This window comes from Polaromonas vacuolata (assembly GCF_012584515.1).
GTDB lineage: Bacteria > Pseudomonadota > Gammaproteobacteria > Burkholderiales > Burkholderiaceae_C > Polaromonas > Polaromonas vacuolata.
This window is the reverse complement of the sequence record NZ_CP051461.1, coordinates 2,598,088-2,622,295: the sequence shown is the minus strand read 5'-3', so window position 1 is coordinate 2,622,295 and position 24,208 is coordinate 2,598,088. Positions and strand designations below refer to the sequence as shown.

General features: G+C 51.9%; 24 protein-coding genes. 11 read left to right on the top strand and 13 right to left on the bottom strand.

The window, feature by feature from the left end:
* Positions 1-190 precede the first annotated feature (190 nt).
* From HC248_RS11950 to HC248_RS11940, 3 genes are all read right to left on the bottom strand, one after another.
* The gene (locus tag HC248_RS11950) at positions 191-904 is read right to left on the bottom strand and encodes an aminotransferase class I/II-fold pyridoxal phosphate-dependent enzyme (protein WP_272953615.1); all 714 of its coding nucleotides are present in this window, start codon (positions 902-904) and stop codon (positions 191-193) included.
* A gap of 258 nt (positions 905-1,162) precedes the next feature.
* Positions 1,163-1,471 (bottom strand): hypothetical protein, encoded by a 309-nt coding sequence (locus tag HC248_RS11945; protein ID WP_168922674.1) that lies wholly within the window; start codon positions 1,469-1,471, stop codon positions 1,163-1,165.
* 430 nt (positions 1,472-1,901) lie between these two features.
* Positions 1,902-2,216: a c-type cytochrome gene (locus HC248_RS11940; protein ID WP_168922673.1), complete on the bottom strand. Its 315-nt coding sequence runs from the start codon at positions 2,214-2,216 to the stop codon at positions 1,902-1,904.
* Between the two features lie 201 nt (positions 2,217-2,417).
* Here HC248_RS11940 and HC248_RS11935 point away from each other — a divergent pair, with 201 nt between their 5' ends.
* Positions 2,418-2,660: a TIGR04438 family Trp-rich protein gene (locus HC248_RS11935; RefSeq protein ID WP_168922672.1), complete on the top strand. Its 243-nt coding sequence runs from the start codon at positions 2,418-2,420 to the stop codon at positions 2,658-2,660.
* 116 nt (positions 2,661-2,776) lie between these two features.
* Here HC248_RS11935 and ilvD read toward each other — a convergent pair whose 3' ends face one another.
* Positions 2,777-4,471 (bottom strand): dihydroxy-acid dehydratase, encoded by a 1,695-nt coding sequence (ilvD, locus tag HC248_RS11930; protein WP_168922671.1) that lies wholly within the window; start codon positions 4,469-4,471, stop codon positions 2,777-2,779.
* A gap of 97 nt (positions 4,472-4,568) precedes the next feature.
* On the opposite strand from ilvD, the gene HC248_RS17845 reads away from it, so the two are divergent.
* Together HC248_RS17845 and lgt are read left to right on the top strand one after the other, a co-directional pair.
* Positions 4,569-4,703 carry a hypothetical protein gene (locus HC248_RS17845; protein WP_272953614.1) on the top strand — a complete coding sequence of 45 codons (135 nt, stop codon included), beginning with the start codon at positions 4,569-4,571 and terminating at the stop codon, positions 4,701-4,703.
* A gap of 112 nt (positions 4,704-4,815) precedes the next feature.
* Positions 4,816-5,634, top strand: coding sequence for a prolipoprotein diacylglyceryl transferase (gene lgt, locus HC248_RS11925; RefSeq protein ID WP_168922670.1), 819 nt, complete (start codon positions 4,816-4,818; stop codon positions 5,632-5,634).
* Here the strand turns inward: lgt and nth are convergent.
* Complete coding sequence (nth, locus tag HC248_RS11920; RefSeq protein ID WP_168922669.1) at positions 5,631-6,269, bottom strand: endonuclease III; 639 nt, start codon at positions 6,267-6,269, stop codon at positions 5,631-5,633. The genes lgt and nth overlap by 4 nt on opposite strands.
* Positions 6,270-6,384: 115 nt before the next feature.
* Between nth and HC248_RS11915 the strand changes: the two genes are divergently transcribed.
* From HC248_RS11915 to HC248_RS11900, 4 genes are all read left to right on the top strand, one after another.
* Complete coding sequence (locus tag HC248_RS11915) at positions 6,385-7,599, top strand: aminotransferase-like domain-containing protein (protein WP_168922668.1); 1,215 nt, start codon at positions 6,385-6,387, stop codon at positions 7,597-7,599.
* A gap of 123 nt (positions 7,600-7,722) precedes the next feature.
* A complete protein-coding gene (locus tag HC248_RS11910) occupies positions 7,723-8,955 on the top strand; it encodes an MFS transporter (protein ID WP_238342614.1) in 1,233 nt (410 codons plus the stop codon).
* A gap of 133 nt (positions 8,956-9,088) precedes the next feature.
* The gene (locus HC248_RS11905) at positions 9,089-11,482 is read left to right on the top strand and encodes a penicillin-binding protein 1A (RefSeq protein ID WP_168922667.1); all 2,394 of its coding nucleotides are present in this window, start codon (positions 9,089-9,091) and stop codon (positions 11,480-11,482) included.
* Between the two features lie 113 nt (positions 11,483-11,595).
* Positions 11,596-12,237: a glutathione S-transferase family protein gene (locus HC248_RS11900; RefSeq protein ID WP_168922666.1), complete on the top strand. Its 642-nt coding sequence runs from the start codon at positions 11,596-11,598 to the stop codon at positions 12,235-12,237.
* Positions 12,238-12,266: 29 nt separating this feature from the next.
* On the opposite strand, the gene HC248_RS11895 is transcribed toward HC248_RS11900, so the two are convergent.
* Positions 12,267-12,872 (bottom strand): 3'-5' exonuclease, encoded by a 606-nt coding sequence (locus tag HC248_RS11895; RefSeq protein WP_168922665.1) that lies wholly within the window; start codon positions 12,870-12,872, stop codon positions 12,267-12,269.
* 127 nt (positions 12,873-12,999) lie between these two features.
* Here HC248_RS11895 and HC248_RS11890 point away from each other — a divergent pair, with 127 nt between their 5' ends.
* The 3 genes from HC248_RS11890 to HC248_RS11880 all read left to right on the top strand — a co-directional run bounded on the left by HC248_RS11890 (position 13,000) and on the right by HC248_RS11880 (position 13,935).
* Positions 13,000-13,257, top strand: a complete 258-nt coding sequence (locus HC248_RS11890) for a hypothetical protein (RefSeq protein WP_168922664.1) — start codon at positions 13,000-13,002, stop codon at positions 13,255-13,257.
* 86 nt (positions 13,258-13,343) lie between these two features.
* Complete coding sequence (locus HC248_RS11885; protein WP_168922663.1) at positions 13,344-13,700, top strand: translation initiation factor Sui1; 357 nt, start codon at positions 13,344-13,346, stop codon at positions 13,698-13,700.
* Between the two features lie 4 nt (positions 13,701-13,704).
* Complete coding sequence (locus HC248_RS11880; protein ID WP_168922662.1) at positions 13,705-13,935, top strand: DUF3820 family protein; 231 nt, start codon at positions 13,705-13,707, stop codon at positions 13,933-13,935.
* Positions 13,936-13,994: 59 nt separating this feature from the next.
* On the opposite strand, the gene HC248_RS11875 is transcribed toward HC248_RS11880, so the two are convergent.
* The 4 genes from HC248_RS11875 to HC248_RS11860 form a co-directional block, all read right to left on the bottom strand.
* Complete coding sequence (locus tag HC248_RS11875; RefSeq protein ID WP_168922661.1) at positions 13,995-14,885, bottom strand: dienelactone hydrolase family protein; 891 nt, start codon at positions 14,883-14,885, stop codon at positions 13,995-13,997.
* A gap of 108 nt (positions 14,886-14,993) precedes the next feature.
* Positions 14,994-15,626 carry a 2-hydroxychromene-2-carboxylate isomerase gene (locus HC248_RS11870; protein WP_168922660.1) on the bottom strand — a complete coding sequence of 211 codons (633 nt, stop codon included), beginning with the start codon at positions 15,624-15,626 and terminating at the stop codon, positions 14,994-14,996.
* A gap of 30 nt (positions 15,627-15,656) precedes the next feature.
* A complete protein-coding gene (locus HC248_RS11865; RefSeq protein ID WP_168922659.1) occupies positions 15,657-17,486 on the bottom strand; it encodes a M14 family metallopeptidase in 1,830 nt (609 codons plus the stop codon).
* 67 nt (positions 17,487-17,553) lie between these two features.
* A complete protein-coding gene (locus HC248_RS11860; protein WP_168922658.1) occupies positions 17,554-18,765 on the bottom strand; it encodes an acyl-CoA dehydrogenase family protein in 1,212 nt (403 codons plus the stop codon).
* A 449-nt stretch (positions 18,766-19,214) separates the two neighbouring features.
* Here HC248_RS11860 and HC248_RS11855 point away from each other — a divergent pair, with 449 nt between their 5' ends.
* Entirely contained in the window at positions 19,215-20,693 is a 1,479-nt protein-coding gene (locus HC248_RS11855; RefSeq protein ID WP_168922657.1) for a SulP family inorganic anion transporter, read from the top strand.
* 115 nt (positions 20,694-20,808) lie between these two features.
* Here HC248_RS11855 and HC248_RS11850 read toward each other — a convergent pair whose 3' ends face one another.
* From HC248_RS11850 to HC248_RS11845, 3 genes are read right to left on the bottom strand one after another with little or no spacing between them, the layout of a single operon-like run.
* A complete protein-coding gene (locus HC248_RS11850; protein WP_168922656.1) occupies positions 20,809-21,720 on the bottom strand; it encodes a hypothetical protein in 912 nt (303 codons plus the stop codon).
* Entirely contained in the window at positions 21,717-21,965 is a 249-nt protein-coding gene (locus HC248_RS17715) for a FimD/PapC C-terminal domain-containing protein (protein WP_238342613.1), read from the bottom strand. The genes HC248_RS11850 and HC248_RS17715 overlap by 4 nt, the downstream gene beginning before the upstream one ends.
* Positions 21,962-24,094: a fimbria/pilus outer membrane usher protein gene (locus tag HC248_RS11845; RefSeq protein ID WP_238342612.1), complete on the bottom strand. Its 2,133-nt coding sequence runs from the start codon at positions 24,092-24,094 to the stop codon at positions 21,962-21,964. The genes HC248_RS17715 and HC248_RS11845 overlap by 4 nt, the downstream gene beginning before the upstream one ends.
* Positions 24,095-24,208 lie beyond the last annotated feature (114 nt).

The window sequence follows — 24,208 nt, the reverse complement described above, 5'->3', positions numbered from 1 at the left end:
TTGTTAGAGAAACGTATATTTTTAAGTTGTTGTCAGTGTTGGGTCATGAACGAAAATTCGATACGTGCAAGCAGCTATAAAAGACGCCAGCAGTGGTTTGGTTTAGCCAGTAGTGAGAATAAAAAAGTCCGTTAATGACGGATTAATGGCCAAATATATAAGTATGCATATTAAGCATTGACAGATAATTTCATCCTAAATTCGCACATCCAAAGTCACTTGCAACTTTGGCCATACTGGAATTTTCTGCTTTTAAATATTTGGGTAGTAACTGCCCAATATTGTCGAAAAGGTTAGTTATTTCTGCTGCTGTATGTGAAGCATTAATGCTGATGCGTAAACCAGACCTTCCGGGTGGTACAGCAGGATAGGCGGCAACGTTGACTAGAAAATTAGCATCTTTGAGCTGTTTACAAACAGCTATCGCTAAAGGAGTAGTACCAATACCAATAAAAAATATTGGTATTAATCCCTTCGACACTAAAGGCAGGCCATATTCCCGACATTTTATTTCCGCCAATTCAAGTTTGGCAGATAAGTCTTTTTGTAGTAGCTCAACCTCTCCCGATAAATGTAAATTAGCAAATGCTATCGCAGCACCTAAAACTGGAATTTGAATGGGTCCAGAAAAAATCATTGTCTGACCCAGGGTTCTAACAAGGTCACGCATTTTTGGGTCAGCAATTAAAAATACACCACCGCCAGCGCCAAAGCCTTTTGCCTGCGAAATACAAAAAACTACCCTTGGATGATTCGCTATATATTGAAAAACATAACCTGTTCCACGAGGATCGGTCCAACTCATTCCATGTGCATCATCTAAGTACAGATGCAATTTTGGATATTTTTCTAACATCAGCACTAATGCCGGCAAAGGCGAAAAGTCGCCAAACATGGAATACATGCCATCGGCAAGATACCAACACCGCTACGCTTTGTTTTTTTCTAAAAGGACATCTAATGCTAGTAAGTTGTTGTGCATCACAACCTCAACCTCCACCCCATTACGGATTAATTGAGCTTGTAGAAATGAAACACTGGAGTGAACCATTTGGTCAAATATGGCTAGATCTCCGGATTGGATAACTGTTGGAATAGTCGATTGATGACCTAGTGTGACCGTTGCTGTTATGACGGTTGTAATTGAAATTATTTTCTCTAATTAATTTTCTAATTTTTGGTAGAGCGGTGATGACAGGTATACCCTAGACGAGGCTAATTGGATGCCAAAGTCATCTATCGCTTTATGCGCTCCTGCACGAAGTGCCGGGTGACTGCTTAAACCTAGATAATCGGCTACGTCAAAAGAAACTATATCTTTTTCATTCATATAAATATGTGGCAAGAACGATGCTTGATTGTCGGCGCATAAATGTGAAATACCTGATTTTCTACCTTGTGCAATATTTGTATAGGCAGCTGCAAAATTTCTATCTTTTATTCGCTTTCCAAGAACAGTTTGTGTTTTCATTTTTTACTTTATAAAAAAATATAAGTATTTAAATAATTTTATTCATTAATTTTTTATAAATTTCTCGTCGTAATTTTTTGCGTTATCAATTTTGAATTGGTTACAAGCTTTTGCGTTTATTTTGGTAGTTCTGAAGCAAGCTGAAAAAGGTTATGCATAGTTAACCTTGAATAAAAATATTTTTTTTCATTTCATTTCATTTCATTTCATTTTGATCGGCATGCCTTATTTTTTTGTGTCCAAATTCTAAATTTTCTAGATAAATTCTTTTATCTGTTCAAGCTTTTATTCATGTGGTAAAAATTCTTCTACTTTTCTCTCAAATAATTTTTATCTTTATGAGCTATCTGTGCAGTACAAGCAGCAAATAAATACCGGCAATAAAAAAGCCCGTCGATAACGGGCTGTTTGAATCGAAAAAACTAAATTTTCATTTTTGGTTTAGCACCCAAGTGGCGAGTTTTTTGGCTTCTTCAGGATTGACCTGCGCGTTCGCTGGCATGGGTATTGGCCCCCAAACACCAGCGCCGCCTTTCATGATTTTTAGTGCCAACATATCCGCAGCGCCAGCTTGGCCAGCATATTTTTCAGCCACGCTTTTGTATGAGGGACCGACTAATTTTTTGTCTACTGCGTGGCAAGCCATGCAGTTTTTGGCTGATGCCAATGCCATGTCGGCCATTGCTGGAAGAGATGCGGTCACGCCAGTGGTGACAAGGGCTGTGATTAAGAGAATTCGTTTCATGGTGACTCCTTACAAAAGAACTCTGGTGATGAGTTTGAGAAAACGCCACATTTTTGTGGATGGTTTTTTCTAGTCTTAGGAATAAGATTGTACTGAGACTTCTAATTTTTGCTGTAAAGATGGCGTGTCTTACTGGTTGGCAGTGTGGACTTTTGAATATTTACTCAAGCTTTAGTTTTAAACAACCTTAAGGAGAAATATATGTATTTCCTACTCTTGGGTATTTTTTTACTACTGATGAAATCGCTAGCCTTTGCCCCGGTTGTTAGCTGGAGCTGGTGGCTTGTGTTGCTGCCTTTTCTATTAGCGGTATTGTGGTGGGCTTGGGCGGATTGGTCGGGCTACACGAAGCGCTCAGTAGTCAAAAAAATAGAGCTGCGCAAACAAAAGCGAAACGACAAATTGTCGCAATCCTTGGGAATGGGTTCAAAACCTAAAAAGTAATTCATGCAGGCAATATAAAAAAAGCCCTTGGCAAACTATTGCGTAATAGTTTGCCAAGGGCTTTTTTTTATTTCAGGCTTTGTGTTGGCCTGATGTGTGGATTACATCGATGACTATCAATAGTCGTCAAGCACCGCGCCTTTGCTGGCGCTAGAGGCATTAAAGGCGAACTTGGCCTGAACTCCACGCGTATAGCGCGGCGCTGGTGCGGTCCAGCCAACTTTTCTTTTCGCCAACACTTCATCGCTGACGTTTAGTTGCAGCAGTAATTTGCGCGCATCAATGGTGATGGAATCGTCTTCTTCGATAAAGGCGATATTGCCGCCAGCTGCCGCTTCTGGTGCCACATGGCCAACTACCATGCCCCAAGTGCCGCCAGAAAAACGGCCGTCTGTGATTAAGCCTACGCTCTCGCCCAAACCCGCACCAATCAATGCGCCAGTTGGGGCCAGCATTTCCGGCATGCCGGGGCCGCCTTTAGGGCCTAGATAGCGCAGCACCATCACATCGCCAGCAACAATTTTGCCGGCAAGAATGGCGGCTAAAGCGGATTGTTCGTCATTAAAAACCCGCGCTGGGCCAGTCATGACTGGGTTTTTCAGGCCGGTGATTTTAGCGACACAGCCTTCAGGTGAAAGGTTGCCTTTAAGAATCGCCAAGTGGCCTTGGGCGTACATGGGTTTGTCGATGGGACGAATCACGTCTTGGTCAGCGCGTGGTGCGTCAGGAATATCTTTAAGTACTTCAGCTACGGTTTGACCACTGATGGTTAGACAGTCGCCGTGCAACAGTCCGGCAACTAACAGCATCTTCATGACTTGCGGAATACCGCCAGCTTTATGCAAATCGACGGCGAGGTATTTGCCGGACGGCTTAAGGTCACACAGCACTGGCGTTTTGACGCGAATACGTTCGAAATCATCAATCGACCAGTCCACGCCCGCGGTGTGGGCAATCGCCAAAAAGTGCAGCACTGCATTGGTTGATCCGCCAGTGGCCATGATGACGGCGACGGCGTTTTCAATTGCCTCTTTGGTCACGATGTCGCGTGGCTTGATGTCTTTGCGAATGGCTTGAACCAATACCCGGGCTGACTCTTTGGCCGAGTTAAGTTTTTCGTCATGCGGGTTGGCCATGGTGCTGGAAAAAGGCAACGAAATACCCAAAGCTTCAAATGCGCTAGACATGGTGTTGGCGGTATACATGCCGCCGCAGCTACCGGTGCCGGGGATGGCGCGGCGCTCGATTTGCAGCAAGTCTTCGTCGCTCATGCGGCCGGCAGCATTCTCGCCAACGGCTTCAAACACGCTCACGATATTGAGGTCTTTGCCTTTGTAATGACCGGGCATGATGGTGCCGCCGTAAACATAAATCGCCGGCACATTGGCGCGCAAAATACCCATCAAGCCGCCGGGCATGTTTTTGTCGCAACCGCCGACAACTAACACGCCGTCCATCCACTGGCCTTGCACACAGGTTTCTATGCAGTCTGAAATGACTTCGCGGCTCACTAGCGAGTACTTCATGCCTTCGGTGCCCATGGCCATGCCGTCGGAGATGGTGGGTGTGCCAAACACTTGAGCATTGCCGCCGGCTTCTTCGATTGCATCAATCGCCGCATCAGCTAGTTTTTGCAGGCCGCTGTTGCACGGGGTAATGGTGCTGTGTCCATTGGCCACGCCAATCATGGGTTTGACGAAGTCAGCTTCTTCGTAGCCCATGGCGTAGTACATAGAACGATTCGGCGCGCGGGCCTTGCCTTCGGTGATGTTTCTGCTGCGCGGGTTAAGGACTATTTTTTTGATTTCCATGGGTGTCTTTTCAGGTAGTGTTGAGAAAAACGTCAGGCTTTTTTAAAAGTGAGCGCCCAACCATTTAATGCGTCAATTTCAAGCTGTTGGGGTCTGCGTGAGCTGGCCCATTGTGTGGGTAGAGGTCATGCATGAATTGCTAAGGCCAGACATTTTCTCTGGCGCCGGGCAGGGTGCTTGTCAGCTGGGGATTGACCAATCGATTGAGCGGCTTGGCAAGACCTTAGCATAGCGCAGCTTTCTGGCTCCCATACCAACGCCAAAACCGGTAAGCCACGCCCGCCGTTACTAAGATTGTCGTGGCTTGCCCGATCTATCGGGCCCGTACAGTGCAAAATACGCCCATGCTTATCTACCCCGAAATCAATCCAATCGCGCTGCAAATCGGACCGCTGGCCATTCACTGGTACGGCCTGACCTATCTTGCTGCCTTTAGCTTGTTCTTTTTTCTCGCGACGTTGCGCTTGCGCCATCAGCCTTTTGCCAGCATCACCGGCGTTGGTGCTTGGAGCCGGCGCGATGTCGAGGACATTTTGTTTTTGGGCGTGATGGGCGTGGTGCTGGGGGGGCGAATCGGCTACTGTTTGTTTTATAAACCGGGTTACTACATCAGCCATCCATTAGAGATTTTTGCGGTTTGGCAGGGCGGCATGAGTTTTCATGGCGGCTTGCTCGGTGTGCTGGTGTCGCAGTGGTGGTTTGCGCGCAGTCGTCAGCGGCCGTGGCTGCAAGTGATGGATTTTATTGCGCCTTGCGTGCCGACGGGCTTGGCCGCAGGACGGGTGGGTAACTTTATTAATGGTGAGTTGTGGGGCCGTTTTAGCTCACCCGACTTGCCTTGGGGCATGGTGTTTAAAAACAGCGGTTCTTTGCAGCCACGTCACCCGTCACAAATTTATCAGTTCTTGCTTGAAGGCTTGCTGCTGTTTGTTCTGCTTTGGCTGTATGCACGCAAGCCGCGCAAGATGGGGCAAGTGTCTGGCGCGTTTTTAGTCGGCTATGGTTTGCTGCGCTTTGTGGCTGAGTACTTTCGGGAGCCAGATAATTTCTTGGGTATTCTCGCCCTCGGCCTGAGCATGGGTCAGTGGCTTTGCATACCCATGGTGGTAGCCGGTGCAGCGCTCTGGGTTTGGGCCGGTAAGCGCAGCGCTTTGGTTAATTAATCTTGAAGTGTTTTGGCTTTGTAGTCGCAAAAGTTTGCTACGCCGCATTCCCAGCATCTGGGTTGGCGCGCCATGCAGACATAGCGGCCATGCAGAATCATCCAGTGGTGGGCGTCAATCAAATACGCTTTAGGTATTCGTTTTAGCAGTTTGAGCTCGACCGCTAACGGTGTTTTTCCAACGGCCAAGCCAGTCCGGTTACTGACCCGAAAAATATGCGTGTCCACCGCCATAGTGGCTTCACCAAAAGCAGAGTTGAGCACCACGTTGGCGGTCTTGCGGCCCACGCCTGGCAGGGCTTCTAGCTCTTGCCTGAGCCTTGGAACCACACTGCCATGTTGCTCGATAAGCATCTTGCAAGTTTCTAATAAATGCTTGGCTTTGCTGTGATAAAGACCAATAGTCTTGATGTAGCTCTCTAGGCCAAGAAGACCTAAGTCAAAGATTTTTTGCGGCGTGTTGGCGACGACAAACAACTTGCGTGTGGCTTTGTTAACGCTCACATCGGTCGCTTGTGCTGAGAGTAAAACCGCCGTCAACAGCTCGAACACACTGGTGTATTCAAGCTCCGTGACCGGCATAGGGTTGGCGGCTTTGAGGGTCGCAAAAAAGTCGTTAATGGCTACTTTATTCATGCCCCGAGTTTAGAGTTTTTACTAAGCTTGACCGCAAGCAGGCCTAGCTGGGCGCACTCTAGCGACAGGCGCTACGATAGAACGATCCCTAAGAACCAACTTTGAAATACTTGCCATGTCTCTTGTCTTTGCTGATCGTCTTAAAAACGTTGAAACCTCTGCTATTCGTGAGTTGTTCAAATTGCTGGGTACGCCAGGCATTATTAGTTTTGCAGGCGGCTTTCCAGATCCGGCCATGTTCGATGTCGAAGGCATAAAGCAAGCCAGCAGCAAGGCACTCAATGAAGAAGCCGCCGGTGCGCTGCAATATGGCGCGACTGAGGGCTACAACCCACTGCGTGAACAGCTTTGTGCCTTTATGTCTAGCAAGCCAGACAGTCACATCGGCGCGGCTGTGAACCTCAGACCTGAGGAACTGATAGTGACCACCGGTAGTCAGCAAGGTCTTGATTTACTGGGTAAAACCATGATCTCGCCCGGCGATAAAGTGATTGTCGAAGGCCCAACTTTCTTGGCCACGATTCAGTGCTTTCGGCTTTATGGCGCTGAGCTGATTAGCGCGCCAGTCGATGCCAATGGTGTGGATACCGAGGCGCTTGAGCTACTCATTGCTGAGCACAAACCCAAGTTCGTCTACTTGATCCCAACTTTTGGCAATCCCAGCGGCGCTTTGCTGAGTTTGGCGCGGCGTCAAAAAGTGCTGGAATTGGCGCTGAAATACCGCACTCTCATCGTCGAAGATGATCCTTACGGTGACTTGTATTTTGGCGCTGCACCGCCGCCGTCTTTGCTGGCATTGAGCGCAAGTGTGCCCGGCAGCCGCGAATTTTTGGTTTACTGCGGCTCACTAAGCAAGGTGTTGTCCCCCGGCTTACGTATTGGATGGATGGTTGCGCCGCCACAGTTGCTGGCCAACGCCACCATGTGCAAACAGTTTAGTGATGCCCACACCAGCACTTTTGCACAAGCTACTGCGGCGCAATATCTCAAGGCTGGTCGTATGCCTGCGACACTGCAAAACGTGCGCACGGTGTATGCGGAACGGGCGGCCGTCATGGGCGCGGCGATAACGCGTGAGTTGGGCGATGCGGTTGCGTTTACTCAGCCCGAGGGTGGCTTATTTTTCTGGGCTAGGCTGACAGGCGCGGGCGGCAAGACGGTTGACGCCGGTGCGTTTGCCAAAAAAGCCATCACCGAGTTGGTGGCCTTTGTACCGGGTGCACCGTTTTATGCAGCCAATCCAGATTTGGCGACGTTTCGTTTGAGCTTTGCGACTGCGGATGTGGCAAAAATAGAAGAGGGTGTGAGCCGACTGGCGCGTGCGCTTTAATTTAGTCAATACGAGTCGCTCAAATGGCTACTCCTATGTTTTATCTTTTAGGCTTAAGACACTGCTAAAGCAGTAGTGATCGCCTCAATGTTGTAGTGCTGGGCGCATAGCCTAAACCTCTGTGTGACGACTTCTAAAACTCCAAACTCCCCCCAACTGTCTGCAGCTACAAGGCGCACTATTTTGCTGCTGTCTTTTGGCTGTTTTGCCAGCATGTCGGCGCAGCGGGTGTGTGATGCGATGCTGCCCGAGCTCTCCCGTGTGTTTGCTGTCAGTTTGAGCCAGGCCGCGCAAGTGGTTTCGGTGTTTGCGGTGACCTATGGTTTGGCTCAGCTTTTTTACGGCCCGCTGGGCGACCGTTTGGGCAAATTTCGCGTGGTGACTTTTGCCAGCATGGGTTGTAGCTTGGCTTGCCTGCTGGCGCTCAGTGCCACTAGTTTGGATGCGCTCTTGCTAGCCCGTGTGCTGATGGCGCTGGGCGCAGCGGCGCTCATTCCTATGGCCATGGCTTGGGTTGGTGACAATGTGCCGACCGAGGAGTTGCAAGAAATGCTTACCCGCACGGGACTCGGTAGCACGCTGGGTTTGGTGGGTGGACAGTTGGTGGGCGGCATGCTCACCGATGCGTTGGGCTGGCGTTCGGCCTTTGGCTTTATGGCGGTTTTGTTTGCCTTAGTGGGTTTGTTGATGTTTAGGGACTTGCGTTTGCAGCCAGCTAGGCCTGCTGAGCCGCTGCTTCACAGCGCAAGTTCACGCCTTGGTTTCCTGGCTCAAGCGTGGCAAATTATCTCCGGGCCTTGGTCGCGCGTGATTTTGTTAATGGCGCTGGTCGAAGGCGCGGTTGGCTTTGGCGTGTTGGCGATTTGGGCATCGCACTTACATCTTTCACTTGGACTGTCGCTGACATGGTCGGGTGTCATTGTTGGTTTGTTTGGCTTGGGTGGCGTGCTTTATATGTTGCTGGCGCGGCATTTGATTCACCGCTTTGGTCAGCAAGGCTTGGTCTTGATTGGCGGCTTTATCGTTGGGTTTTGCACGTTGGTGCTGGCGTTTACGCCGCATTGGCTGCCCGCTGTGCCAGCGAGCTTATTCGCTGGCTTTGGTTTTTTCATGTTTCACAACACTATCCAAGCCAATGCGACGCAGATGGCGCCGGCTGCGCGCGGCACTGCCGTGTCTCTGTTTGCGTCCTTTTTGTTTTTGGGCCAATCGATTGGCGTGGTGCTGGCGGCTAGCTTGATTGGCTTGATGGGTACGGGCGCAGTGGTTGCGCTAGGCGGCTTGATGATGGCGCTGGAAGGCATTTTCTTTGCCTGGGCTTTACGCCGCAAACTCGCTGGTGGGTTTAGAGTCTGAGCATCCGGTCGCCTCAAGGCCTCTACACTTCACCCCTGTCGGCGCTTTAACGCCCTTTATCGCTTGCTCATGGCTTATTTGAGCACTGCCGTCCTACACGCTCCCATTTTTTATTGCCCTAGACTCGCTGCTAATGTTGAACAAGATACTCCTCCGCCTCAAAGTTTTTGCCGCCTCCTTGCCAGGACGCATTCGTCATCCAGTACGGCGCGATGTTTTTTACTGCGTAGCCTTGGTGCCAGCGCTATTGCTACTTTACGTACTAATTCTGATTCCTTTCACCCCTAGTACTTCCGATTTGGCCAAGGCCAAGATAGCCACACCGTCGTTGGTGATGTCGGCTGACGGTCAAGAGTTGGCAGCCTTTCAGCGGGTTAACCGCGGCTGGGTCAAGTTAGCTGACATCTCGCCGAATGCGGTGAATGCTTTGATCGCTACTGAAGACCGCCGGTTTTACGAACACCACGGCATCGATTTCAAGCGCACGGCTTCGGCTATGCTGCAAACCCTCACCGGTGACCGCCAAGGTGGCTCCACTATTACGCAGCAGCTTGCGCGTAATCTCTACCCCGAGGAGATTGGCCGCTCCCTGAGCATCACGCGAAAAATCAAAGAAGCCATCACGGCTTTCAAGATAGAGGCGGTTTACTCCAAGGACGAGATCTTAGAGACCTATTTCAACACCGTGCCTTTTCTCTACAACGCCTTTGGCATAGAGATGGCTGCGCGCACTTATTTTGATAAATCTGCTAGCACACTCAACCTGTTGGAAAGCGCCACGCTGGTGGGCATGCTCAAGGGCACCAGCTACTACAACCCCGTGCTCAACCCAGAGCGCGCACTGGCCAGACGCAATATCGTGTTGGCCCAGATGGTCAAAAGCGGCACGCTGAAAGAAGCCCAGTTTGAGAAGCTGAAAAAAATGCCGCTCAAAATTGAGTTCGAACGCCAAAGCGAAGCCACCGGCCCGGCCGCCCATGTCGCGCAGCAACTCAAGCGCTGGCTAATCGAATGGGCCGACCGCAACGACTACAACATTTACGCCGATGGCTTGGTGCTGCGCACCAGCATAGATTCGCGCCTGCAAGCCATGGCCAACCGTGCGGTGATGCAGCAGGGCGATCAACTGCAAAAAAATGCCGATGCTGAATGGTCGCCAAGCTGGCGCGCCAAGGCCGGCAGTGGCGAGCGACGTAGTTTGGTGTTGGACTATGTGCGCGCCTCAAGTGAATACAAAGCCGAACGGGCGGCTGGCCAGACGCCAGAGTTGGCGCTGGCAAATTTGTTAGCCAATCCGGCTTTTATGCTGGAATTACAAAAAGATAAAACTCGTTTGCAAGCTGGTTTTATGGCGCTAGACCCGCGTAACGGCCACATCATGGCGTGGGTTGGTAGCCGTAACTATGGCGATGACCAGTTCGATCATGTGCAACAAGCCAAGCGTCAGCCGGGTTCGACCTTTAAACCCTTTGTCTATGCGGCTGCGTTTGAGAACGGCGCCCAAGCTTCGGATCGCTTGATGGACTTGGGATTAGAAATCACCTTGAGTGACGGCAGCTTTTGGCGACCCAGCGACGGTGGTGGCCCGAGCGGTTTGCCCATGAGTCTGCGCCAAGGCTTGATGTATTCCAAAAATGTGATTACTGCGCAAGTCATGCAGTCGGTAGGGCCTGCCCATGTGGCAACCTTGGCGCGCGCCATGGGTGTGCGTCAGAGCAAGCTCGATGAAGTGCCTTCTCTGGCTTTGGGTACTAGCCCGGTCACGCTTAAAGAAATGGTCTCAGCCTACGGCACGCTGGCCAACGAAGGTAAGTATATTGAGCCCTTGCTGGTGCTACAGGTAGAAGACCGCAAAGGCCGAGTGCTAGAGAGTTTTGAGCCCAAGCCGGCTGAGCAGGCTTTGCCCGTAGCGGTCGCGCAGACTTTGCTGGACGTGATGCGCGGCGTTATCAACCAAGGCACGGGTACTGCTATACGCAGTCGTTTTGGTATTGAGGCCGACGTTGCCGGTAAAACCGGTACGACGCAATCGAATACCGACGGCTGGTTTATCTTGATGCAGCCGCAACTAGTGGCCGGCGCTTGGGTGGGGTTTAACGACAACCGCGTGACCATGGGCTCCGGTTGGGGGCAGGGCGCGCACAGCGCTTTGCCTATGGTGGGAGAGTTTTTTCGTCAAGCTTTTAGGGCTAAGTTAATCGATTCAACTGCGCGTTTTTCTGCACCGCAACTCGATAGTTCGGGTGACCCTGCATTGGGTGAGCGCGGCCTGAGTGAAGAGCAGCGCAGCCCGGCGATTGGAGATAACGCACAGCCTTTAGACGCCATCACTGCGGCGGCAAGCGGCATGATTGCACCCGGTCCTGGTGTTCGCTATCTGACATTGCCTCGGCCAGTGGTGACACCTAACCCGCTGAGTGATCCCTTGGGATATCTGCGAAATCTGTTTAATTTATCCTCAGACGCGCTGCAGCAGCGCTTACCGCCGGCACAGCCGCCGTCGCCAAGTCAGAATTATTCACGCTAACTGTGACCTGGCAATTGGCAGTGGCCTCACGCCTGCCGGTGCAATTCTTTCATTTAAACTAATCTTTGACGCCTCACCATTCTGTGACGAATCTGATCTACCAGGAGTTTTAAATGCTTACCCTTTGCGGCATGCCCACCTCTACTTTCTACAACAAGGTCAAGTTGGCCTTACTAGAAAAAGACATCCCTTTCGCAGAAGAATACGTGCCCATCTACAGCACGGACGCTGCAGTTTTATCCGCTTCACCGCTGGGCAAGATTCCTTTTATCCGCACTGAGCAAGGCGGCTTGTGCGAGAGTCAAGCAATTTTGGAATACCTAGAAACGGCTTACCCACAAAAAGCCTTGATTCCAGCTGATGCGTTTGCCGCCGCCAAAGTGCGTGAACTGACCACCTTTATCGACTGGCATTTAGATTCGGTCGCGCGTGAGACCTATGGCCAAGCATTTTTTGGTGGCAAGCTCGATGAAGCTCGGCTGCTGCCAATACGCGAATTATTGGTTAAAAATATTGCGGGCTTTAAACGCTTGGCGAGTTTTTCACCCTTTGTCGTGGGCGACTCTTTCAGTCAGGCTGACTGCTCTGCCTTTGTGACTTTGCCCACTGTAGGGATGGCGACTAAAGCCGTATTTGGTGAAGACTTGCTGCTGGCTGGCGGTGTTGATTACAAGGCTTATCTAAAGCTTATCGGCGAGCGAGCATCGGCAACCAAGGTGATGGCGGACCGTCGCACCAGCATGACTAAGGCATAAGCGTCAAGACCTAGACTTCATCGGTTTATTTATTCGGATTTATCCAAACCCAAGGCCAAGTAAACCCGCAGCGCTGCATACGCATCGTTAGCGGCGTAAACCAGTTGGGCTTCACTCAGCTGGGCATTCGACCAGTTCGAGGTGCTGGCCTTTTTGGACTTGATAAAGCGCTGGTTAAACAGCACGGCTACAGCACCGCGTACGCCCATGTCTTTGCGGTAACCGCGGTTGTGAAAGACTGTGTTGAGTTCAATCACTTCTTGCATTTCTACGCCTAGCTTGGAGAGAATGCGGCGCTTGTCGTCACCTAAGCCAAAGCCGGGTTTTGCAATCGATGGTGACTCTAACAAACTGGCCACCGCGCGCCTGCAATCGGCGTCTGTGAGTTGAAATATAAAAGCTTGATTCAAGGTTGACAGCTGCACTATGTGCGGGCCGTCACTGACTTCATTTTTGGTAAAAGTCGGTTTCGATTCGGTGTCAAAACCCAGTGCGCGCGCACCGCTTAAGGCTTTGAGTGCAAGCTCGGCTTGCGCAGCGTTAGACACTAATACGATTTGCGATGGGCCAAGCCGATCAAAGACTTCTAGTAGTGCGATTTCTTCTTTGCTGGGTGTGCTGTGGTGTTCGGTCATGTGCATTGAGTATCGGTCAAAATAGCGCTATCGGCCGTATTGGCCCTATCGGTCGTAATGGGCGTCAAAGCCTTAATAGCCGGGCTTACAGTTTTGGCGACGAATTCTTAGCGAACAGAAAAATATCATGGCATCAGCACAAGGCATCACCACTGCCGACTACAAACTTTTCCCCTCACCGCGTAACCGGCATCGCATGCTTTTCACCTATCAGGTGTTTGTGCCTTATCCCTATATGTTGGTGGACATGGACAGCTACCGCTTGAGCGGCAAGTCCAGCTTATTTGCCGCGTGCCGGCTCAGCGATATGAAAATGGGTCAAGTGATCTCGCTCGAATTAGCCGAGGATGAGGTGGCTTTTAGAAAGCAGTTTGTGCCGGATTAATTTGCCTTTAATCACAAACTAGGGCGGCTTGGACTTAGGTACGGCAACAAAATTAATTCTTTATTTCAATCTATCAACTTGTATCCATGAAAAGTAATTCATCAGGCGGCCTCGTTTATTCCACCGATGCTGGTCGCATGTGTCCGGTTTGCCGCAAGCCGCAAACCGCCTGCGTTTGCAAAGCCAATGCGGCGCCTAAAGGCGATGGTGTGGTGCGTGTCTCGCGTCAGACCAAGGGCCGAGGCGGCAAGAGCGTCACGCTGGTTAAAGGTTTAGCTTTAGACGCTGTCGCGCTGGCGCTTTTGGGTAAGCAATTACGCATGGCTTGCGGCACCGGCGGCACGGTTAAAGACGGTGTGATTGAGGTGCAAGGCGAGCATTGCGATGCGGTCATCTTGGCGCTGCAAAAGCAAGGTTTTGCGCCCAAACGCGCGGGCGGTTGAGCCTATGCAAGCCGAAGATCTGCAACTGCTGCTAGAACGCGAAATGCCGTTTGGCAAATACAAAGGCCGCTTGATTGCTGACTTACCGGGTAACTATCTCAATTGGTTTGCCCGCGAAGGCTTTCCCAAAAGTGAAATTGGCCGGTTATTGGCCTTGATGCAAGAGATAGACCACAACGGTTTATCCGGCTTGCTTGACCCTTTGCGTCAAGCTATGCGCAAACCCCGTATTTGATATTTTTAGCTATGCGCCTGTCGGCATGAATGACGTCATGCCGACGTGCGCCGCGTGGTTTAAGCCATTAGGTGAAGCTTGAAAAAAGCCATGGTGCGTGTCCACGCTAACTTGGCGGCGGCTTCATCAAAGCGTGGTGTGGTGTCGTTATTAAAACCGTGTTGTGTACCTGCGTATTGATAGGCAGTAAAGCTTTTGCCGGCCGCTTTGAGGGCTGTCTCAAAGGTGCTGCGTGAGGCGTTGATGCGCTCGTCCACTTCTGCGAAATGCATGAGTAGTGGCGCTCTGACTTTTGCTGCATCGGCTGCAGCGGGTTGGTTGCCGTAAAACGGTACGGCGGCTAGCAGGTCTGGCAGTCTTACCGCCAGCATGTTGGCCACACCGCCGCCATAGCAAAAGCCGACTACGCCAATCTTGCCGTTCGACTCGGCGCGGGTTTTCATGAATGCATGAGCGGCAACAAAGTCTTCGCTGGTTTTTTTCTGATCGAGTTTGCCAAACAGTTCGCGGGCTTTGTCTTCGTCGCCTGGGTATCCGCCCAGCGGCGTTAAGGCGTCGGGTGCAAAAGCCACATAGTTGTCCAGCGCAATGCGGCGAGCAATGTCTTCGATGTGGGGGTTTAAGCCGCGGTTTTCGTGAACGACTAAAACCACTGGTAGCTTGCCCTTCATGTTGGCGGGTTTGGCCAGATAGCCTTTGACCGTGCCTGAACCATTGGGCGATGGATACTCCACTATCTCTGTGACTATGCGTTTATCATCCTTTGCCACAACCTGGGCTAGTGCGAAGTTAGGACTCAGTGAGGTGAGCAGCATGCTTGCCGTCAAGCCACCAACCGCAAACTTTTGTGCGCGTTCTAAAAAACCGCGACGGTCTAATGTGCCGTGCACATAAGCATCAAACAAAATCAGCAGTTCTTGGTCAAAGTCTTGAGCGGTTTTAAGTGTCATCGCAGTTTCCGTTTTAAACAAAAATCCAGCATAACGGCAAGTACGAATTGGTGCTTGTCGTCGGATTTTGTGTGAAATAAAACCTAGGGCTAGTGGCAAGAAAAAAGCTCAAGCCGGTGTCTGAGCTGCCGCCTGCGATCTGAGAACCGCCGAGCGCACCAGTGCCAACCGGTCGTTGCCAAAATACATGTCATCGCCGACAAAAATAGTCGGCGCACCGAAAGCGCCACGGGCGATGGCTTCATCGGTATTGGCTTTAAGCGCTGCTTTGATGGCGGGCTGCGTGATGCCGGCGTGAAAGGCCACATCGTCTATGCCGCAGGCGCGGCAAATGTCAGTCAATACCGCATCGTTAGAGATATCTTCTTCGCGGCTAAAGTAAGCGCTAAACACGGCTTCTACAAAGGCTAAGAAATGCGGCTTGGCATCAGCATCTTGGGCAATCCACAAGCAGCCTCGCATGGCTTTGACGCTGTTGACGGGAAACACCTTGGGTGGGAAAACTATTTTTAAATCGGACTCCCGTGCGTTGTCTTGAACGTCTTTAAGAATGTAGCGATTTTTTGCACTATTCATGTCCTCCCGTGCGGCATAAGCGCCCGGGTTGACGGTGTTGAAAATGCCGCCCACCAGCACCGGTTTCCACTCCACTTGAACGCCAAGCTCCTCGGCCATAGGTTGCAGGTTTTTAAAGGCTATAAAAGTCCAAGGGCTGGAACAGTCAAAGTAAAACTCAATCATGGTATTTCCTTTTTTAAATTTTTCTTTTGTTCAATTGAGTTCTTCAAAGTTAGCTTGTGGCAATGCGGTTACCCGAATCGTGCTTTGCAACTGCGGCAACAATTGGTTGGCAAAAAAGCTGCTCTGGCTGTCAGGCTCTAATGCGGCTATGACTAGGTTGGCTAGCGGCTGGTTTAAGGGCACGTAATAGCTGCCGCGTGCGACGTCTATTAGGCCGGGATTCAAACTAACTTCTACTCGTGTAATGGCTCGGGCGTCTGCGATCGCACCGCGCACGTCTTGGCGTTGGCCGTTACTGCTCTGGGTTTCTTGATAACGCTCGCCCAGCATGGCGGCTTGGTCGGCTACGCGAACTACTTTCACGCCTTGCAAGCGCAGACGCTCAACCGCTACTGACGAGGCGGCTGAGAGTACATAGCCGCAAGGGCGTGCGCGTGATTTGGTAGTGCGCAACTCAAGTGAGTTGTCCCACTCAACGCTCAACGCTTTGTCGGCGCCGCTGATCGGGTCTAGCATTAATAATTCACGCGTCGAGGGGCTGGCCTGCGCCGTGATGATGGCTTGGTTTTGACAGGCCAGCTGACTGATGTCTTTGTCAACATAGCTGCGCAGTATGTTGAGGTCTGAGGCGCGTCGGGCAGTGCTGGCTAACACGCTGCTGATGGCGACAAATTGGGTGTGCACACGTCGCTGTATGTGCTGGCGACCCAGGCCAATGCCGCGGGTCTCGACCAAAAAACTGACCGCATTTTTCAGACCGCTAACATTGCGGCCAGTGTCTGGTTGCACACCACCCATAGCGACTTTTTTGTCGGCGAGATTATTCGATGTGGTGTAGTACCACTGGCTGGTTAAACCCGCACGTTGCAAGTCGGCCAACATAGGCTGGCGAAACCATTCTTCAGCGGCCTTTGTTACAAACTCCGGCAAATTGGCAGTCGTCGCATATTGCAGCAAGGCGTCGTACTTTTGCACCGCGCCAAATTTTTCTAAGTAGCGGCCAGCCACGGTGTATTCATGGGCATCAACGACAACGGCCGGTTTGTAGTCGCGGCTTAATCGGGCTAGTGCTTGTGCTTCGGGTGTGTTTAGCAACAAGTGGTCGCGGTTCATATCTATGCCGCTGCTGGTAGTGCGCTGGTCGCGCTCAGCGCCGTCTGGATTGGCGCGCGGCACTATCACCACGTTGATTTGCTCAAGCAAGCCGCTCAGGCTGCCTTGCGCCAGTTCGCGGGCAATCACTAGCAAAGCTTCGCTGCCAGCTGGCTCATTGCCGTGCTGCTGGCCTACTAGTAGCACTGTGGGCTTTCCATTCGCGGCCAGACCGGTTGGGCTGATGTCTGTGGTGCGGGCTAGCACCAGCGCTTCTATGGGTGCGCCGCCCTGAGAATTGCCCAAGGTAAGAATGGCAGTTTGCATGCCAGGGTTCAAAATCGAGGCGCTGGCTTGGTCGCTCAGCCAGTTGTGAATCTCGCTTTGAGTTGTCCACTGGCTGCGATTAGCTTGCAAGCCAGGGGTGGCGTAGCGGCGTGATGGGTCTGGAAAACGAGCGGCTACGCCGGCGCTGTCGAGGCTCACCGGTGCCAGTGGCAGCGCACTGCTGACTGTGCCGGTGGTGACTGGCGACGCAGAGGCAATGGGTGCGTTGTCTACTGGCGCTTGCTGGCTAATCGGCGCTGGCGCGGTGTCTGGGTAGACGCTTTGCCAAGCTGGCAGTGGCACTGTCGTGCCGCAGGAAGCGAGCAAGGCCAGTGGTAGCAGCCAGCTTAATTTTTTAAAGCTTTTTAAAGCTGCGATTGGCTGGGTTAGGACTGGTGATGCGGGCAATAGCGGGGATGATTGGGAAGGACTGGTCTTCATGTAGGCTCCTGTGCGATTGCTCTCATGTTAACCACCCCTGCCCACCCATTGATTCGGTCTTGTGTTTTTACGTCGCCGATAACTCACGAATCACTTGCTTACCCAAAGCCATCATGTGGACTTGATCCGGGCCATCGGCCAGACGGCACCAGCGGGCATAGTTAAACGCTTCGGCCATGAAGTAGTCCTCGGTCAAGCCGCCAGCGCCGTGCATTTGTATCGCCATATCCAACACTTCAGAGCCTAGCTGCGGCACCATGATTTTGGCCATGGCAATTGCGTCTGCGGCTTCTTTGTTGCCGACTCTGTCCATCTTGTCGGCAGCGCGCAGCGTGAGTAGGCGGCACATTTCTACCTTCGAGGCCATCACAGCAATGCTTTCCCGCACCGAGCCTTGCTCGCTGAGTTTTTTGCCAAATACTGTACGCGTCTCGACTCGCTTGCAAGCGAACTCTAGTGCGCGCTGGGCCGCGCCAATCACGCGCATGCAGTGGTGAATGCGTCCCGGGCCAAGTCGGCCTTGGGCAATTTCAAAGCCCCGGCCTTCGCCGAGCAAGATATTCGCCTTGGGCACGCGCACGTTGTCGAACGTGATTTCTGCGTGACCGGCAGGCTCTTCCCAATACCCAAAGGTGCTGAGCGGCCGCACAATCGTCATACCCGGCGTGTCGCGCTCGACCAGAACTTGTGACTGCTGTAAGTGGCGGCTGGCGTTATCGGGATCGGTTTTCCCCATGACGATGAAAATTTTGCAGGCTTCGTTCATGGCGCCGGTGGCAAACCATTTGCGGCCGTTAATTACATATTCATCGCCTTCGCTCTGAATCGACAGCTCGACATTTGTAGCGTCGCTAGAACCGACGCCCGGCTCGGTCATTAAATAAGCCGAGCGAATTTTGCCGTCTAACAGCTGTGGCAGCCATTTGTCGCGCTGTGCCTTCGTGGCGTAGCGGACAAACACTTCCATATTGCCGGTATCGGGCGCGCTGCAGTTAAACACGTCAGCACCCCAAAATACACGGCCCATGATTTCCGCTAGGGGCGCGTATTCGACATTGCTCAGACCTATTCCGCCATGGTCTAAACCCGGCATAAACAGATTCCACAGGCCTTGCGCTTTGGCTTTGGCTTTGAGGGTTTCTAGTATGGGTGGGGAAATCCAGCGCTTGGCGCTGACCTGTTCTTTGAACAAAGCCTCATTAGGGTAGACATGCTCTTGCATGAATGTAGTGAGCTCAGCTTGCAGCTTAATGACGCGTGGGGAATGTTGAAAATCCAAAATATGCTCCTGTAAATGGCTGGGTCCAGCTTTTTTGGTTTTGTACAGCTTCGCCTAATGGCCGATTGTGCGTGAGCCAGACCAATGTCGTGCAATCTGGGCTGTTGGACTTGTCGTGCCTGTGACAGGCCGAGCTGCGGTTGACTAAAGTAGCGCTAAGGAATTGAAGAATTTCACCGAATAAACGCTAATTCTGTATTTTTGGCTTGGCGCGCTAAAATGCTGCGATGCACAAAGTTCAGCCGCAAAAGCCAATCACCGAGGAAGATTTTCCCGGTAGTGCAATGCCGCGCGGACATTTCTTTTCTGTGACACCACCCTGAGTGGGCTCTTAGCGCTAATAGCGCAAATTCTTGGGTCTCTACAGCTCTACGCTGACCAGTCAGATTTTTTCGTTTTTTGCTTTTAGGCGCCAGTTCAGGCTGCGCGTCGCTATCTATTTTTTCCTTATGAATTTATCTACTCTCCACAAGGACTGGCTGTCCAACATCCGTGGCGATTTGCTCGCCGGACTGGTTGTGGCCCTAGCCCTTATCCCAGAAGCCATAGCTTTTTCTATCATCGCGGGCGTTGACCCACAAGTCGGGCTTTACGCCTCTTTCAGCATGGCGGTAGTGATTGCTTTTGCTGGCGGCAGGCCGGGCATGATTTCTGCCGCCACTGGTGCCATGGCTTTAGTCATGGTGACCTTGATTAAAGACCACGGCCTACAGTATTTGCTGGCCGCTACGCTGCTCACTGGTGTGCTGCAAATCGGTGCGGGCTTACTCAAGCTAGGCGTTTTAATGCGTTTTGTCTCGCGCTCTGTGGTGACGGGTTTTGTGAATGCCTTGGCGATTTTGATTTTTCTGGCGCAACTGCCAGAACTGACCAATGTCACCTGGGTGGTCTACGCCATGACGGCCGCCGGTTTAGGCATTATTTATGGCTTGCCCTACATCACCAAAGCTGTCCCTTCACCGCTGGTTTGCATTGTTGTATTGACCGGTGTGGCGATGTTTGCCGGCCTGGACATCCGTGTGGTGGGCGATATGGGTCAGTTGCCCGATAGTTTGCCGATCTTTTTGTTTCCCGATATTCCCTTGACTTTTGAGACCCTCAAAATCATCTTTCCCTACTCCGCTACGCTGGCCATGGTGGGCTTGCTTGAATCCATCATGACGGCGTCTATTGTTGATGAACTGACAGACACTTCTAGTGATAAAAGTCGTGAATGCATAGGCCAAGGTGTGGCCAATATCGCAACTGGTTTTATCGGCGGTATGGCCGGTTGCGCCATGATTGGCCAGTCCATGATTAATGTGAAATCGGGCGGGCGTGGGCGTTTGTCGACTTTCTCTGCGGGTATGTTTTTACTGATTCTGATTGTATTTTTAGGTCCTTGGGTCAAGCAAATTCCCATGGCTGCACTGGTGGCCGTGATGATTATGGTCAGCATAGGCACGTTTAGCTGGGACTCGCTTCGCAAACTGCGCGAACACCCATCGAGTTCTTCTGTGGTGATGATTGCGACTGTGGTGGTGACCGTGTTCACCCACGACTTGGCCAAAGGCGTGTTAGTGGGTGTGCTGCTGTCAGGCATTTTCTTTGCCAACAAAGTCGGCAAATTGCTGCGCATAGAAAGCCGCATAGATGAAGACGCTAAACAGCGCACCTATGACGTGGTGGGGCAGGTGTTTTTTGCGTCGTCAGAAAATTTCATCAACTTATTTGACTACAAAGAAACGCTGGAACTGGTGCGTATTGATGTGAGCCGTGCGCACTTTTGGGACATCACTTCAGTTGGCGCATTGGACAAAGTAGTGCTGCGGTTTAAGCGTGAAGGTCGTCAGGTGGAAGTCATTGGATTGAATACAGCGAGTGCGACTTTGGTCGACCGGTTTGCGGTGCATGACAAGCCCGGTGAGCCGCAAAAGTCTGCACACTGAGTCAACGCAAACGCCTGTGGAATGGCTGCTGTCTGGCCCAGTACTTAAATCTAATGACGCGGTGAGTCATTAGCATTTTTTAATTTGCTATTTACCGTCAGTCACAAAAAAATCGTCAGTAGGTCACGGTAATCGTCGTGGCCTGCGTCGCGCTACAAGCGGTCGTCGTACACAAGCCGGCTTGGCCGGCGGCTATAGCCGCTGTGACGGTGTAGGGCTGGGCAAACCCTGATCCAGTCAGTCCAGTTTTAGTCCCCGAACCGTTGTCAAACTGCACCGTATAAGCCAAGCCCAACAGCACACCGCTGCTGGGTGATAAGTCCATGCTGTAAGGCGTGGTTTTGGTGCAGTCGACGGTGTATGTCATGGTCGTGGATTGCGCAGCAGTTGCAAAGGAGGTGTAGTTCAGTGTCATGTTTGAGGGCGAAATTGCACCTGGTGCGGTGTTTCCACTGGCTACTTGGCCTACGAAGCACATGGCTGTGATGCTCACGGTAGTTGTAAACGCAGCGCTTGCCTGAATGGCGCCGTTATTGGTGAACTGCAAACTGGTGATAAATATCTCGTCGAAAATTCCTGCTGTGTTACCGGTCAACCCAGACGGCACCCTAAAGTCATAGGTCAGTGTCACGCTTGCGCTGGTCGATGTGAAAAAATTTAAGGTTCCGCTGACCATGTTATTGTTTTGGTTAGCCCAATTAGTCGTACTGCCACTTTGATAAATACTGATATTTAATTGGTCGGAAGCACCTGTGCCTCCACCGGTACGAAAGACTTGCCGGGGATTTTTTGTGCGGCTTCCGTAATCAATGCTGACAAAATAACTGGTACTGTTCACATCCGTTGATAGCCGTGTGCAATTTATCGTGATGGAGCCACTTGTATTGGCATTGCTGGTTTGACCGTTGACGTAATTTATGTTGACCGAAGTAGGCGTTAACGTGCAAGTAATCGCTGCCTGCGCTTGCAATGCGAAGGTGCACAGCAATGCTGCTAAGGCAAGACGCAGGGTATTAAAAGCAATCATCGTTTTACTCCGCTACATACTAAGGGACCAAGCCGGGGAATGTCATCAAGACTGCCGGCGGGCAGCACAACGTCAAACGTGCAACTGGTCTCGTTCCACTTCAGCCGCAAGCGATTAGTCGTCTGCAGGCCGGTGATGAATGCCTCACCGCGCCGCGCCACAAAAAATTCTTTGCTGTCGCCAATCAACTCAATTTCTGCGCTAGCCGGCGCTGGCTCGCCGTCATCCAGCACGATACGAATCAAAGCGCCGCGACCTGCGCGTACGGGAAAGCGAATCTTGACTGCGCTGCGCTGCGCTGCGCTGGAACGGCTTCTTGCTCGATTGAATCGAGCTCGGCGCTAATTGGTAGCTCGCTTGGGTCGAGTCTTACGCTGTTGCGCTGAAAAGGCAGCAGGCGGGGCAGTAGCGCCACGCCGTTGGCGTCAGTTCGGGTCAGCGAACTGCCCTGAAAACCCACGCCTACATTGGCGTAACCCGGAACCTCGACGATGGCAAAACTGTCTTGTACTCGGCGCGAAATAAAAAATTTCCCATCTGCGATTACCGCCCCTCCGGTTAGACCTAAACGCATATTTTGCTGGTTTTGGTCGCCACTCAGATCGGCCGAAAACTGTCCTTTTGCGCCTTGGTAATGAGCACCGCCTTCGCTGTACGCACCACTGGCTCGCTTGCTTAGCGCGGCTCTCCAGCCCCAGCCGGTTTCGTCACTTAAAGCCCGGCTGGCGTTGACATAACTCTCGGTCGCGCCACTACGGCTGCTCACGCCTGAAGAGATTGCGATCTTGTTGTCAAACGGTAATAACAAGGCTGCACCGACTGAGTAACCGGATGAAATGCCACTGAGTTTGCTCGCTGTCAGCGTCAGTGAGCTGCGCTGACCAATGCGCACGCTGTAGCTCAGGTTGACGGTGTTGAGCTTGCCTAGGTCATAGTTGGAAAAACCGGTATAGCCTACGCCTAGCGATCCCAGCTCCTCACTGTTATAGCTATAGCTGGTACTGGTCTGTAGACGCGGCAAAGACGTTGCGGTGTCTAAACCGAGTTGCCGGTAACCGCGCGATGCACTTTGGGCACTGGCCGAAAAATTATGTCGCAAGCTACTGCGCTCGGCGCTTACTAGCCAGTTGTATCCGCTGCCTGCTAAGTTGCTGCGACTTAGTGACACGGCGGTTTGTCCCAGCATTTGCAGGGGTAGCGTGTAAGTGGCGCCTAGGCCGGTACGCTGCAGCGCCGCAGACCACTCGCCTTGGCCTTCGACGGTAAGGCTTTTAGTTAAGCCTCTGCGCCACAGGCCGGAGATAAATTTAGGGCCGTAATCGGCATTGTTTGTGCCTAGATTTTGACGCAGTGCGCCGAGCTCAAAACTCCAGTCGTTTAGCTTTTCTTCAAGCAAATTGGCATGGCTGAAAAAGGACTGGGTGATGACGGTCTCGCGGCCCAAAATATCGCGTATCACGACTCTGGCTTCGCCGCTGCCGGTCAGGGACGGAAAATTGTCAATGCTGAACGGCCCGGCTGGTACTTGCGACGTTTGACGAAGCGCATTATTTATATACAGCTCCATCGTACTGGAGCCGGCCGACAGACCTGAGACGATAGGAACTGGCTGAGTGATAAAGCCCGGTTGCAAGAAAAAATTACGACTGAACTGCACACCGCCAAAGTAAACCGAGCGGCCCGAAATGCCCGCGCGCGTGGCGCTGTCACCCAGGCGCAGGGTACTGGTTTTGTCAAGAAAATTACGCGTGTAAGTCGTTTCAAGGCGGCGCCATGATGCGCTGAGTGCCGGGTCTTGCGACACCAGGTTGCGAGCTACATAGCTACTCGTTAACAAGCCCCATTGCCCTGAGGCGCCCAATTCAGTTAATGCGCCAAGGTCTCGGGTCACTGCGGCGCTGCCGAAGTTTTTGCTGCGAGCGGTGGAGTAGTTAAGGTCGTAGTTGGCAAACAAGGCCGGTATTGATTCGGTGATGGGGGGGCGTGACGCGACTTCTTGTGTCAGGCGAGTGGCGTTGAAAGCGGTGGGTGAAAAAACCAAATTGACCGATTGCTCTGCATAGTTAAGCCGTGCTTCAAACCCGGGAATGTCGGACAGGGCAAACCACTTCTGCCCTTTGTAATCTATGCCTTGCGGGTTAGCCGCGTGAATCAGGCGCCACTCCTCAAAAGCCTCTTGTGGGGCGTAGAGCTTGGCGTTGCGCTCTAGCAGCGTCCAGACGCCGCCTTTGGTGTTGTTGATCAATACGTCCAGTGGCATGAGGTTGTCCTTGGTCTGGTCGTCCTCTGGCGCAACACTAAGGGGTGGTGTGCTTTGGGCTCGCGCAGACAGAGCGCAGCAAATAATTGCCAACGCAGCAAAAAAACCGTGCATCAGTAAAAATCAAAGTGATGGTGAGTTGAATATTGCGCAAAACTTAGATGCTCATCAGCGTCACGCAGGACTGTTTTCTTGACCCTAAAAACTAGCCAGTTGGGCATGGGCTGT